The 12,833-nt window shown below is 62.7% G+C and carries 11 protein-coding genes; 1 reads left to right on the forward strand and 10 read right to left on the reverse strand.

Going from position 1 to position 12,833, the window contains the following annotated elements; all coding sequences use genetic code 11:
* Positions 1 to 310: 310 nt before the first annotated feature.
* The 10 genes from AC1DF3_RS20480 to AC1DF3_RS20525 all read right to left on the reverse strand — a co-directional run bounded on the left by AC1DF3_RS20480 (position 311) and on the right by AC1DF3_RS20525 (position 11,495).
* Positions 311 to 1,939 (reverse strand): acyl-CoA synthetase, encoded by a 1,629-nt coding sequence (locus AC1DF3_RS20480; RefSeq protein ID WP_478140678.1) that lies wholly within the window; start codon positions 1,937 to 1,939, stop codon positions 311 to 313.
* A gap of 167 nt (positions 1,940 to 2,106) precedes the next feature.
* The gene (locus AC1DF3_RS20485) at positions 2,107 to 3,279 is read right to left on the reverse strand and encodes an alcohol dehydrogenase catalytic domain-containing protein (RefSeq protein WP_478140679.1); all 1,173 of its coding nucleotides are present in this window, start codon (positions 3,277 to 3,279) and stop codon (positions 2,107 to 2,109) included.
* A gap of 134 nt (positions 3,280 to 3,413) precedes the next feature.
* Positions 3,414 to 4,127, reverse strand: a complete 714-nt coding sequence (locus AC1DF3_RS20490; protein WP_478140680.1) for a ThuA domain-containing protein — start codon at positions 4,125 to 4,127, stop codon at positions 3,414 to 3,416.
* Positions 4,128 to 4,130: 3 nt separating this feature from the next.
* Positions 4,131 to 4,484, reverse strand: coding sequence for an NIPSNAP family protein (locus AC1DF3_RS20495; RefSeq protein ID WP_478140681.1), 354 nt, complete (start codon positions 4,482 to 4,484; stop codon positions 4,131 to 4,133).
* Position 4,485: 1 nt separating this feature from the next.
* Positions 4,486 to 5,232, reverse strand: coding sequence for an SDR family oxidoreductase (locus tag AC1DF3_RS20500; protein ID WP_478140682.1), 747 nt, complete (start codon positions 5,230 to 5,232; stop codon positions 4,486 to 4,488).
* A gap of 10 nt (positions 5,233 to 5,242) precedes the next feature.
* Positions 5,243 to 6,178 (reverse strand): 3,5-dioxohexanoate:acetyl-CoA acetone transferase, encoded by a 936-nt coding sequence (gene kce, locus AC1DF3_RS20505; protein ID WP_478140716.1) that lies wholly within the window; start codon positions 6,176 to 6,178, stop codon positions 5,243 to 5,245.
* A gap of 19 nt (positions 6,179 to 6,197) precedes the next feature.
* The gene (locus AC1DF3_RS20510) at positions 6,198 to 7,946 is read right to left on the reverse strand and encodes a CocE/NonD family hydrolase (protein WP_478140683.1); all 1,749 of its coding nucleotides are present in this window, start codon (positions 7,944 to 7,946) and stop codon (positions 6,198 to 6,200) included.
* Between the two features lie 181 nt (positions 7,947 to 8,127).
* Positions 8,128 to 9,096, reverse strand: a complete 969-nt coding sequence (locus AC1DF3_RS20515) for a Bug family tripartite tricarboxylate transporter substrate binding protein (protein WP_478140684.1) — start codon at positions 9,094 to 9,096, stop codon at positions 8,128 to 8,130.
* A 105-nt stretch (positions 9,097 to 9,201) separates the two neighbouring features.
* Entirely contained in the window at positions 9,202 to 10,173 is a 972-nt protein-coding gene (locus tag AC1DF3_RS20520) for a LysR family transcriptional regulator (RefSeq protein ID WP_478140685.1), read from the reverse strand.
* Positions 10,174 to 10,823: 650 nt separating this feature from the next.
* The gene (locus AC1DF3_RS20525) at positions 10,824 to 11,495 is read right to left on the reverse strand and encodes a TetR/AcrR family transcriptional regulator (RefSeq protein ID WP_478140686.1); all 672 of its coding nucleotides are present in this window, start codon (positions 11,493 to 11,495) and stop codon (positions 10,824 to 10,826) included.
* Between the two features lie 122 nt (positions 11,496 to 11,617).
* Here AC1DF3_RS20525 and AC1DF3_RS20530 point away from each other — a divergent pair, with 122 nt between their 5' ends.
* Positions 11,618 to 12,826 (forward strand): ABC transporter substrate-binding protein, encoded by a 1,209-nt coding sequence (locus AC1DF3_RS20530; protein ID WP_478140687.1) that lies wholly within the window; start codon positions 11,618 to 11,620, stop codon positions 12,824 to 12,826.
* Positions 12,827 to 12,833: the final 7 nt, after the last annotated feature.

Here is a 12,833-nt window from a genome sequence, read left to right on the forward strand (position 1 = left end):
TCCTCGTTTTCGAGTTACATCCCCTACGCCCTCAACCTCAAGCGTCTGCAACCTGATCTCACGCACGCCGCGCGCTGCAAAGAAGGCGTAGAAGACCTAGCACCCGCCGCTTCCACCCGAAGTTGACCGCTTTTGGACGTGGGCTCGTTCGGCCTAGGAATATAAGGATCTCGCAGAGCGCCCGAAGCGGACAACCCGTCGATAAAGCGGTCGACGAGCGCGGGAACTGCCCTCTTAGGCCAGCAAAGGCTCGAACGCCGAGAGACTCAATGTCCAAAGCGGTTGCCACTCACACGACTACGGCGGAGCCTTACTGGAGCAGCCGTCGCAGCTCGAACTTCTGGATCTTGCCGGTGGAGGTCTTCGGCAGTTCGCCGAAGACCACGGCTCGCGGCACTTTGAACCCGGCTAGGTGCTTCTTGCAGTGCGTGATGATGTCTTCGGGCGCAAGCTTCGCGCCCGCCTTAAGCTCGACGAAGGCGCACGGTGACTCGCCCCACTTGGGATCAGGCTTGGCCACTACGGCGGCTGCCAGCACGTCTGGATGCCGGTACAGGACGTCCTCCACCTCGATCGAGGAGATGTTCTCCCCGCCAGAGATGATGATGTCCTTGCTGCGGTCCTTGATCTTGATGTAGCCGTCTGGGTACTGTACTGCGAGGTCACCGGTGTGGAACCAACCGCCCGCGAATGCCTCCTGCGTCGCCTTGGGGTTCTTGAGGTAGCCCTTCATGGTGATGTTCCCGCGGAACATGATCTCGCCCATGGTGTCGCCGTCCCATGGTACGGGCAGCATCGTCTGTGGATCCATCACGATGGCGCCCTGCTGCAGGTGGTAGCGCACGCCCTGGCGGGCGTTCAGCCGCGCCCGCTCGCCGATGTCCAGCCCGTCCCATTCAGGGTGCTTCGGGCAGACCGTCGCCGGGCCGTAGACCTCAGTCAGGCCGTACACGTGGGTGAGGTCGAAGCCGAGCCGCTCCATGCCCTCGATCATCGAGGCGGGCGGCGCCGCGCCGGCCACCATCGCCTTGACGCCGCGCGGCAAGCTTTTCTTGAGTTCGTCGGGCGCGTTGACCAGCATTGAATGCACGATCGGCGCGCCGCAGTAGTGCGTGACCCCGTGCTCGCGGATCGCGTCCACCATCGCGCCGGCATCCACCTTGCGCAGGCACACGTTCACCCCAGCCCGCGCCGCGATGGTCCAGGGGAAGCACCAGCCATTGCAGTGGAACATCGGCAGCGTCCAGAGGTAGACGGCGTGCTTGGGCATGTCCCACTCGAGAATGTTGGACACGGCGTTCGTGGCCGCGCCGCGGTGGTGGTAGACGACGCCCTTGGGGTTGCCGGTGGTGCCGCTGGTGTAGTTCAGGGCGATGGCGTCCCACTCGTCTTCCGGCAGGCCCCAGGCGAACTCCGGGTCGCCCTCGGCCACGAGCGCGTCGTAGGTCACCTCGCCGGTGCGCTCCACCGGCCCGGCGTAGACTTCGTCCTCGACGTCCACCAGCAGCAGCGGCGCGCGGCTCTTGCGCAATGCCAGCGCCTTCTTCAGCACGGGCGCGAATTCCGGATCGACGATGACCGCGCGGGCCTCACCGTGGTCCAGCATGAAAGCGATGGTCTCCGGGTCCAGCCGCGTGTTGAGGGCGTTGAGTACCGCCCCGGCCATGGGCACGCCGAAGTGCGCCTCCACCATCGGCGGCGTGTTGGGCAGCATGACCGCGACGGTCTCCCCTTTGCCGATGCCGCGCCGCTGGAGCGCGGAAGCCAACTGGCGGCAGCGGGCGTACACCTCGGCCCAGTCGCGGCGCAGGTTCCCGTGCACGATGGCCAAACGCCGCGGGTACACCTCGGCGCTTCGCTGGAGGAATGGCAGCGGAGAGAGCGACGCGTAGTTCGCGGATGTTTGGGGAAGGTCCCGGTCGAAGAGCGGAGTGTCCATGGATGTCACCTATTTAGCCGTGGGGAAAAGCTGAGTTCGATCGTGACCCCCGAAAACCCTTCGACGAGGGCGTGGCGCCTGGACGCGGGAGATGTCCAGCTCCCGGCCGCCGATGCCGTGCGCCCTCAGGGTCAGGAGATTTGAACTCAGTAATTGCGATGGTTCGATCAGCAGCCTTTCCACGGCTCGATCAAGAACTTCATTCCCGTCGCGGGACGTGCGCAGATTTGGAGTACTTCGGGTGAGATGACCTCCGTCAGCGAAACAGATCGGGTATACCGGCTCGCAAACGTGGTTGTGACTTCTGCAGCAATCCGGGCTTTGAACCGGTCAAGGGTCTGCTGTGGTGTCACCTTGAGATACCGAAGAAGAAGCCAGCCGCCAGCGGCCCATGTGGTGCCGATGTCGCGCGGTATCTCGATGGGGCGAGGATCAAGAGTGCCATAGACATACAGCTGTTTGAGAACTTCGGAGCCGTAGCGGGAGACCGTCTGACCGGGACGGCGGTTGATGGCCGCTTCCATGCAACTCAAGATCTGTCCCCCGCTGCCCCCGCCAATGGGGTCGAGGACAATCGTCGCTCCCGTGGCCGCAATAGCGTCAATAAGTTGCTCTCTGAAATCGTCGGAACTTGAATTGCATACGTAGCGTGCACCCTGCTCGCGCAAGAGTTCCGCTTGCTGCTCCGATCGCACAACGTTGACGAGCGGGATATCGTCAGCAAGACAAACCTGAAGGAGGATCTGTCCGAGATTTGACGCAGCAGCGGTTTGGACAATCGCTGTGTGGCCCTCACTGCGAGCTGTTTCCACCATCCCTAACGCGGCCAGGGGATTGACGAAACAAGAGGCAGCCTGTGCGGGACTGGTGCCCTCGGGGAGAACGAGGCATTCCGCCGCCGGTATACAGCGATAGCGCGCGTACATGCCCCCAGCCATGGCTGCAACCGTTCGCCCCATCAAAGACTGCGCAGCATGTGAGCTTCCTGCCGCCACGACCGTACCTGCACCTTCGAGACCGACCCGCATCGGAGCATCCATGCGCGATTGCATCGCCTTCAATGATGTCGCAGGCACAGGCGCTACAAGTTCGGGGCCATCAGCGCCGTCAGCGGTCCACGCCCGACTGAGGTCCGCAGCGCCAAGCATCAAACCAATGTCGGACGGGTTAATCGGAGTGGCTTCGACGCGAATAAGCACTTCTTCGGGCTTCAGAGCTGGTGCCGGCTCTCTGACAAGAGAGAGAACGACCTGTCCCTCAGAAGTAACGACAGAGCGGAGTTGAAGTGACGCGTCCGGAACTTGATTTTTCACATTGAATGCCGGGTTAATTGGTTGCAAGGCCCGCTCGGTCGAAAACCAAGCACGAGCGCCTAAATGCCATGCAGCACGCCAGCGCGCTGGCGGCTGCGCAAATCCAGCATCTGATCATCCCAGTGTCTCCTTTGATGCTGAAGGCGCGGGCGGCGGGACGGTCAAAACGGCCGCCGCTGCGCTGCCCATTCGATGCCGCGCTTCACCAGTTCTTGGAACACCGGCAGGTCCCAGGGGCCACGATAGTCGGGCTGATCGGGCACGTGCGGGAATGGCTTGTCATAAGGCCGATTCGCGTGGCCGAGCGCGAGATAGAGCACGCCGCCGTCGCCGACCGCGCGGCGGTAGAGCATCGGGCGATCGGCCTCCTCGAACTGAATTCCGCCGAACGCCTCGCCGCCCCAGCGCGTGTGGAGCAGCACGTCGAGGTCCTTTGTGACGTCCTCGATGCAATAGAGCTCGTCGGGCACTTCGAAGCCGCCGATGCCTTGGAGCAGCGGCTCTCCCTGCCGCGTCACCTTGACCGGAAAGGTCATGTACTTCGGGTGCGAGATGAAGCGTGTGCCGAGGATGCTCGGCATCGCCTGGTTGCCCGCGACCGAATTGGTCGCATGCAACGCGAACCAGCGCCCGCCGCGATCGAGGAAGCGCCGGATCGCGGTGCCGGCCTTTTCGCTCACCGGTACCTGCGAGGTGTAGCTGACGAGCAGGTCGGCACCGAGGATGTCGGCCGAATCCTCATAGTCGATGTAGCAATCGGTGCGGATGCCGTGCGCGTCGTAGAGCGCCTGGGCGAGCCGCAGCCGCGCGAAATCAAAGTCGTGGTTGCGGTGGGGGCTGCCGCACACCAGCGCGGCGACGAGCGGGCGCGGCATCGCTTAGCCATGGCCCCGGAGGTGCCGCATGGCTTCCTCCGTCGGCAGCGCCTCGCTGAAAGGGGCCGGCATCAGAAGTTTGCTCTCCTGCCGGACGAATAGAGGAGCGACCTCCGCGACGTACGCTTGCCACGCAGGGAGGCCGGCGAGCGCGGCGCGCCGCCGCATCCGGTCCTCGAACGAACTGAACCCCCAAATGAAAATCACTTGGTTCAGGTCGCCGACCTCCGTCGTGTAGCACCCAGCCAAGTGCCCAAGCACGTCACACTGAAGCGACTTGCCCTTCTCTGCGTAGGTGGTGAGGTAGTCCTTCAGGCGTGAGGGCAGCAACTGGTAGGTCCGCATCTCGAAGAGCATCTTATCTTCCGCCCGTAATGTCGATGACAGCACCATGTACGTACGACGAGCGTTCCGACGCCAGCCAGAGCACAGCATCAGCGACTTCGTCCACAGTGCCCGGACGTCGCATCGGGATCGTCGGCGCAATGCTTTCGATGAGTTTTGCGCCTCCGAACTCTTCGTGCATTTCGGTGACGATGACACCGGGTCGAACGCTGTTCACTCGAACGCCGAGCGGCCCGAGCTCCTTCGCCAGCGCTATGGTCATGCCGTCCAATGCGGCTTTCGTGGACGCATAGTGCGCAAGCTCGGGCATGCCGCCATGACGTGCCGCGGCTGACGAGACGTTCACGATCGAACCGCCTTCGCCCCCGCTCGTGCGGCTCATGCGCCTGACAGCTTCGCGGGAACAGTAGAACGCGGAAAACACATTCGTCTCGAAGATCAGCCGCAACCTGTCCTCGTCGATTTCGGTGATCGGGCACCGGCTACCGGAGATGCCGGCGTTGTTCACCAGCGCGGAGACAGGGCCCAATTCCTGGTCAACTTCGGTGAAGAGCTTCGCAGCTCCCGCGTTGGTCGACACATCAGCGCAGATGGCCACGGCCCTGCCCCCTTGACGAGCGATATCTAGGACGAGCGCTTCCGCTCCATCACGATCACTCCTGTAGTTCACTGCGACCTCGTAACCCTCCTTCGCACCAAGGAGCGCAATCGCGGCACCAATACCCCGGCTTGAACCGGTCACAACAAGCACTTTTGACACGTTCGTTCCTTCAGAAGTTGACGCCTGAGGCGCCCTTTAGCTGCAGGCGCTCGCGCGCCTCCTCGGCAGACGCGATCTCCAGCCCCAATCCTTCGATCAGCTTTCGCACCGCCCGGACCTGGTCCGCATTCGACTCAGCCAGCTTGCCGGGGCGCAGCCAGATGGAGTCTTCCAGGCCGACGCGCACGTTTCCGCCCATTGTTGCCGCCTGGGTCGCCAGTCGCAGCTGCGCGGCGCCTGCCCCGATCACTGACCAGTGGTACTGGTCCCCGAACAGCCGGTCGGCCGTCCGCTTCATGTGCACCACATCTTCCGGATGCGTCCCCGCTCCTCCCAGGATGCCGAGGACAGACTGGATGAAGAGAGGAGCCTTCACCATTCCGCGGTCAAGGAAATGGCGTAGGTTGTAAAGGTGAGCGGTGTCGTAGCACTCGAACTCGAAGCGGGTACCCGTCTCGTGCCCGACCCGCAAGACGTGTTCGATGTCTTTGAAAGTGTTCCTGAATACGAGGTCGCGGGTTCCCTCCAGAAACGGAACCTCCCAATCGAACTTGAAATCGCTGAAGCGCTCCAGCAGGGGGTACATGCCGAAGTTCATCGATCCCATGTTTAGCGAGGCGACTTCCGGCTTGAACTCGATCACAGGTTGAATGCGCTCGCTTACAGTCATGCCGGGCGCACCGCCCGTGGTGATGTTGATCACCGCATCGCATCGCTCCTTGATCATCGGCAAGAACTTGCCGAATGCTTCCGGCGACTGATCCGGGCGCCCGGTGACGGGGTCTCGCGCGTGCAAGTGGATGATGGCGGCGCCAGCCTCGGCCGCACCCACGGCTGCGTCCGCAATCTGTTGGGGGGTGATCGGCAGATGCGGCGTCATCGAGGGCGTATGGACACTGCCGGTCACGGCGCAGCTGATGATCACTCGGTGTTGCTTCACGTAAATGGTCTCCTGGAGAGATGAATCACGCTCGGGGCGGGATCACGGGAAGAAGGATGGAAGATGGATGCGCCGGACCGGTATGGACCGTGACCCGCCCACCGAACACCGACCGCGGACGGTCCTGCTCGTCGTCATGAACGAACGCCCCACAGCCTCGCATTTCGTGTGCGGGGTGCAACGCCATCACGGGTGGGCCGGCGTATTCGAAGTCCTTGCCACGGATGCTCAGTGCCAGTCGGTAGCCCGGCGGCACCACGATGCTCGTCGGCCAGATCTCCACGTCGACTGGATAGACCTCGCCGGGCACGAGCGGGATGATCTCGTCGTGCGAATGCCAGGGCCGCCAGGGCTTCGAGCGCCCTGCGTCAAGCTTCCGGTGCGACGCACGCAGCCACCCTTGCGCGATCGGCGTGTTTGGGTCGTTGGCGCCTTGGAAGGTGACTTCCTTCATGTCGGGCGTAAACAGGCGAACGGTTAGAAAGAGATCCGCGTCGGTGGTCTCGGAGGAAACGTAGAGACGGGCTGCCAGGGGCCCCGTCACCTCGAGTTCACTGGTCGAGGGCGGCAGCATAAAAACCAAGCCAGGCCCGAGGGCCTCGTAGGTGACGGAAGCGTTGTCCACCGGGACGGAGCTGCCGAGGGCCGCATGCCCCGGCTCCAGGTAATACGGCGTCCAGCGCGTGTCCGGAATGGGCCATGCCTGCTCCTTGCGCGCAACGAACCTGTCCACGTGCCGGATCTGCAGGTTCACCGGAGGTTCGGCGTCCCAGCCGTTGTTCGCGCCCTTCAAGAAGTGATCGAAAAACCTTTTCTGTAGTGCAACCGAACTGGCGATGTAGAACGAAGACCAGTGGTCGCCGCCATGCAACTCGAGCCACTTCTGCTTCGAACTCGCTTGCGTGAACCCTTCGATGTTGCCCCGCAGATGCAGGCCGAGCCCTCCCCAATTCCCCGCCGAGAGAAGCGGCACGTCGACGGCGTCCCATCGTGCAGCCCGAGCCTCGAAATACGGATCCGGGAGGGGCCGGCTCGTCATCTCGTGTTCAAGGTTTACCCGGTTGAAACGCAGAGTCTCTTCATCCAGGGTCTCGGGGCCTGCAACCAACTCACCCGTCACGCGACTTCGCGGACCGCGGTCACCGGYGCCGTGCTGGACGTTGACGACCTGGGGTCCGTACCAGGACTTCCACAACGCCGTGCAAGCGATGCCACCATGGCGCACAGCGTCCCGATAGATGTCGGCGGCGCCTTCCCAAACACAGATCGCCGACAGCGACGGAGGACGGCGCGACGCAGTAAACCACTGATTCACGCCGAAGTAGGAGATCCCGTTCATGCCGACTTTGCCGCTGCTCCATGGCTGTGCTGCGGCCCAAGCAATCGCCTCGCAAATGTCGCTGATCTCTCGCTCCGACCAGGGATCCAGCAGTCCGGGCGAGCGGCCAGCGCCGCGGCTGTCGACGCGGATGCACACATAACCATCGCACACCCATTTTTCAGGATCCACCGTTTCCCAGTTCTGGTAGCGACCGCTGGATCCCTCCGCCACATCGGGATGGCTGCGGATCATCCCTTCCCAAGCAGCCGGATAGCCCTCCTGGAAAGCCAATCCCTTACCGTAAGGGCCATAGCTCAAGAGTACGGGGTAGCGTCCCTCCTCCACCGGACGAAACACATCGGCACGCAGAACCGTTCCGTCATCCATCGTGATGGGGACGTCCCAGTCCACAACGACGGCGTCAGCGATGGCGGCAACTTCAGACTCGTTCATTGGTTTCATTGCGTTGTCCCTAGGCTTTTCATGTCGGCAAGAATAAGAATGGCAATCCCGTTCGGGAAATGCTGTCGCGGCATGGCTGACATGCCCTAGATAGTGGCGGTTATGCGTTGGGCACGAGGGTTAAAAAAAGCGGGCGACCAGATGGTCGCCCGCTCCGCTCGCCTCGCGACTTTTAAGTCTGGATGTTCAACGACTTGATGAGGGGCCGCCACTGCGCCTCGTCCGCGGCGACCTGGCGCGCGAATTCCTGCGGCGTGCTCGGAGTCGGTTCTATTCCCCTCGCAAGCAACCTCGAACGCACGCCTGCGTCGCGCAGATAGTCGCTCGCGTATAGCGCCCATTGATCGAGCACCGGGCGAGGCGTCCCTTTCGGCGCAAACAACCCGAGCCACACTCCGAGTACCAATTTGAGGCCAGTCTCTGTCAATGTCGGGACATCAGGCAACTGCGACAGGCGCTTGTTGGTTGCCACTGCGAGCGGACGGACCCTTCCGGCGTCAATGAGGCCGCCGGCTGACGCAACACTGTCAGCGAGGAAGTCGATTTCTCCGGCAACCAGCGCCTGCAAGGCCTGCGGCGTTCCCTTGTACGCGACAGGCGTCGCTTTCGCGCCAACGGTCCGCAGGTAGAGTTCGCCAATCAGGTGCGACATCGAGCCGGGACCGATCGTTCCGTAATTCAAACTGCCCGGATTTGCCTTAAGCGCCTCGCCAAGCTCCTGCACGGTGTGGTACTTGGAATTGGCCGGCACGATCAGCAGCCCGTCGATCCGCCCAATTCCTGTGAGTGGCTCAAAATCGGTTGTGCCACTGTAGGGGGACTTCATGGTGACGGCGGGTGCCGTCACGATCGATGTCGTGGAGCCGTAAAGCAGCGTGTAGCCGTCCGGTGCGGCTCGCTGGGCGATTTGCGTGCCGATCATGCCGCTTGCGCCGGGGCGATAGTCCATGACGAGCGGCTGACCCGTCGCCTTCTGCATTGCGATGCCGATATCTCGCGCTTCCGCATCCCCCGGCGATCCGGGGGGAAACGGGAAGATGAGCGTTACCGGGCGGTTCGGATACCCGTTGCCGCCCTGCGCGTGCAGTTGGGGTGCCAGCATAGACGCGATCGATGCTGCGATCATGTTTCGCCTGTTCATACGAACTGTCTCCTCTAGTAGTAATGTGACTCGAGGGGTAGGTTAGCAACCGGGCGATAGCGGCGGAAATGCTTTCTCGGCATGGAGCCCATGCCGATCCGGATGTCACGTTGATGGTGGCGGAGGGCGCCCGTCCTCTGGCGGCATGAACCCCTTCAGTCTGGCGAGTGGCCAGCGACCGGTGGATATCTGCTTGTGTGCAACTTGACGAAGCATGAGTTGCATGCGCTGGCCTGCAAGGGACAACCCCTGTTCGCGACCCTTGATCAGGAGCCATGAGATCTCCAAGCCCTCGATGGGTGCCATGGAGATAGCACCCCTCTCGATCAGGTCACACCCGGAACAAAGGGGAAGGACTGCGAAGCCCAACCCTGATTCCACCGCCTTCAGCACCAGTTGCCGAGTGTTGACCTCCAGCGCAACGTTGAGGCGGATATTGCGTTCGGCCATCGCACTGTCCACGAACATGCGCCCCACGTTGGGTCGGCTCATCGCGACCATCGGCCGATCGACGAGATCTTCCAGGGTCAATGGCTTGTCCATGGCAAGACCTGATTCGAGTGGGCCGAGCAGACACATTGGCTCTTCGATGAACGGGTAAGCTTCGAGACTTGCGAGCGGTTCACTAGAGACGACCACCGCCAAGTCGGCCTTGCCCTGTGCAACCATCGACCACGCGTCGAGGACCCCGCTCGAACCTTCGAACACCCTCAGCAAGACGTTTGGGTAGCTGGTCCTGAATCGCTGTATGACCGGAAATGCGAGGAGCTCCGACATGGACGGAGGCAACGCGATCGTCAGCTCACCGCTAGGTTCGCCAGACCGGTCTCGAACCTCCGAACGCACCCGATCGAAGTGCTGCAGCAGTTCGACGGCGCTCTCGCGAAGGCATTCCCCGGCCGCCGTGAGCGTGATGCCGCGTTCGGAACGGTGAAACAGAGTCGCGTCGAGGTCTTCTTCGAGCGAATGCATCTGGCGCGACAGCGCCGGCTGGGCGATGTGCAGGACCTCCGCCGCGCGCGTCACACTGCCGACTTCGGCGATTTGGAGAAAGTAGCGCAGCTGCCTAATGTTCATGGCTTCACAAGAGCCGTGCGTCGGTGGCGCCGAAGTGGCGACATTGCGCTCTGATGGCGCGACCTGAGACGGGGCCAGCAGCAGTTTACTCTGCAACAACTATAGCGTGCCGGGGCAGGCCCCACCGTCCATCACAGGTTCTGAGCGGTGACGCAACCGCAGGAATGCGCAGCGGTGCCGAACTCTTTTGGACGACCGAATCTGTGCGTCGCGTGCGCGCGAGCATCGAAGACCCCTCGGATTCGTTCCGTGTTGACGCAGCCGGGGAGCAAGTTGTGGATCGCGAGGTTGTGCGTGCGGTTGAAAGGGCCAGTCCTTCGACGAAAAGCTCGCCCCCGCTACCGCGGGTCAACTATTTTGTCGTCTACAGCAAGGAGTCCGCGGGCACCTTGGCCGAGGCCGTCGGGCACCTGGCCCAAGAGCATCACCTTTGGCGGCGCGGAGCTGAGAACGGTCTACCTCGGAAGCGTGTTGGGCACACGGATCCCGTTTTTCCGCTTGCCGGTTCCGTCTGCCGATCATCCATCGGAAGCAAGCGAGCAACGCAATCCGCGATGCGGCGAACGCAGCCCGACTTATTCGCGGCGGTCCGCCGCCATCGCGGTCGCATCACGAGGGTCGGCGGCATCCGCTGGTCGCAGAAGGTCGCGCTAGTCGAAGCCCAAGCCGCGCACGAGAAAATCCACGAGCCACTCGTTCAGTTCGGACCGGCGGTCTCGCGCCTTGAGCGACCACCGCCTGAGCGCGATCATGGTCGGAAAAAAGGTGATGGCATTCGCTGCGAAACGTGGGTCCGGTAGCGGGCGGCCCAACTCGCGAGCCGCATCCGTAAGGATGGTCTCGAACATGCCGACAAACTCCTCCACCCGGGCAAAGATCACTCGCCTCGAGCGTGCATCGAGCAGATGGCTGTCCTGGTAGGTAAGGAGTACCTCGTCCTGGTGCTTGTCCATCACTTCGCATAAGGCGCGCACCGCGCTGCGCACCCGCGTGCGCGGATCAGCCGAATTGTCGAGGGCCTTGCGGGTCTCCTCCTGGTATTCGGAGACGATTTGGTCGCAGACCAAGTAGAGGATGTCGTCCTTGGAGCCGACGTAGTTGTAGATCGTCCCCTGGGTCATGCCTGCCTCGCGACCGATGTCGCGCACGGTCGTCTCGTGGAAGCCCTTCTCCTTGAAGACGCGCACGGCAGCGGCCACCAACAGCCCGCGCCTTTCGCGCACCAGGTCTGCATCCTTGCTGGCGGCCTTCACTGGCCGGGCGCGCGGCCGCGCCGGCGCCTCCTTCGCTCCGGAGGCCACTTTTACCTTCACTTCGGCCATCAACTCTCCTTCAGATCCTGCCGATTGAGCACACGGTCAGTATAGCCCGAGGGGTTGACACGATCTTGTTGCTGCTAAATACTGAGCGCTCAGTCAGAATGATCTACTTAAAGGAGACAACGATGAAGCGCTTGTTACTGTGGGCTGCCTCGGCCTGCCTCGTGCTCACCGCGACAGCGGCGAGTGCCCAAACTGCCGGCGTTGCGGCCGATCAGATCCTGATCGGCACCTTTGGCCCGATTTCCGGACCGGTCGCGTTCTTGGGGCTTGCTGGGCGCGACAGTGCAGCACTCGCGTTCAAGGAAATCAACGCCGCCGGTGGTGTCAACGGCCGCAAGATCCAGATGCAGTTCGAGGACGATGCGCATTCGCCGGTCCGCGCGCTCGCGTCAGTCAAGAAGCTTGTGGAGCAGGACAAGGTGTTCATGCTGATGTCCGTCGGCGGCAGCAATGCGACCGGGGGCACGATCGGGTACGTGAAGGAGCGTGGCACGCCGATGTACGTATCGGTCGCATCCGCACCTGAAGTCACCTTCCCGTTCGCCCGAACCCTGTTCCGCGGCGCAACCAACGAGACGGCCCGCTTCGGCGAGGTATACGCCGAGTTCCTCGCGTCGCACTACAAAGCCAAGAAGATCGTGCTGATGACGAGCCGCGACGAATACTCGCGCAACGAGGGCGATGCAACCGTGGCGAAGCTGAAGGCATGGTTCAACATCGAACCTGAGAGCCGCCTAGAGTTCAACAATGGCGACAAGGACTTCACGTCCCAGCTGATCGCGGCGCAGCGCGCCAACCCCGACGTGATCGCCTTGTTCGGCAACCCGCCGGAGGCCGCCATCGCGCTCAAGCAAGCACGGGATCTCGGCTTGACGCAGCCGATCTTCGTCGGATCGGCCATTGTCGACCCGGGAGTCATCGCCGCCTCGAAAGGCGCTGCCGAAGGCGTGAAGGGCTTCGCGGCCATTCCGATGCTCCCGGGCTCCAAGCACCCGGATATGCAAAAGTGGGAGGCGGCCTGGCGCCGCGAATATCCGAATGCCCCCGCCGGCCGGCCGAGCGTCTTCGATGCCATGGTGTATGCCGATGCGTATGTCGTGGCAGAAGGCCTTCGCCGTGCAGGGCCGCAGCCGACGCCGGAATCGTTCATCCGCGGCCTCGAAGGCTTGCAGAATTACCGCGTAGGCCCGATCGCTACGCCCCGCAGCTTCACGGCCAGGCACCACATCGGCAACCTGACGCTCTCGCCCGTGGAAGTTCGTAGCGGCAGCTGGGAACCGGTGCAGTGGAGCAGCACGCACCCGACCGAAATCCTCAAGCGCTACGAGTAGGTGCTGC

The sequence above is a fragment of the Variovorax sp. 10N432 genome, assembly GCF_056394465.1.

Bases quoted from the DNA above. Each gene is read 5' to 3' on its own strand.
- AC1DF3_RS20525 (WP_478140686.1), bottom strand. From the start codon at position 11,495: ATGGCCGAAGTGAAGGTAAAAGTGGCCTCCGGAGCGAAGGAGGCGCCG.
- AC1DF3_RS20530 (WP_478140687.1), top strand. From the start codon at position 11,618: ATGAAGCGCTTGTTACTGTGGGCTGCCTCGGCCTGCCTCGTGCTCACC.
- AC1DF3_RS20520 (WP_478140685.1), bottom strand. From the start codon at position 10,173: ATGAACATTAGGCAGCTGCGCTACTTTCTCCAAATCGCCGAAGTCGGC.
- AC1DF3_RS20480 (WP_478140678.1), bottom strand. From the start codon at position 1,939: ATGGACACTCCGCTCTTCGACCGGGACCTTCCCCAAACATCCGCGAAC.
- AC1DF3_RS20490 (WP_478140680.1), bottom strand. From the start codon at position 4,127: ATGCCGCGCCCGCTCGTCGCCGCGCTGGTGTGCGGCAGCCCCCACCGC.
- AC1DF3_RS20515 (WP_478140684.1), bottom strand. From the start codon at position 9,096: ATGAACAGGCGAAACATGATCGCAGCATCGATCGCGTCTATGCTGGCA.
- AC1DF3_RS20495 (WP_478140681.1), bottom strand. From the start codon at position 4,484: ATGCTCTTCGAGATGCGGACCTACCAGTTGCTGCCCTCACGCCTGAAG.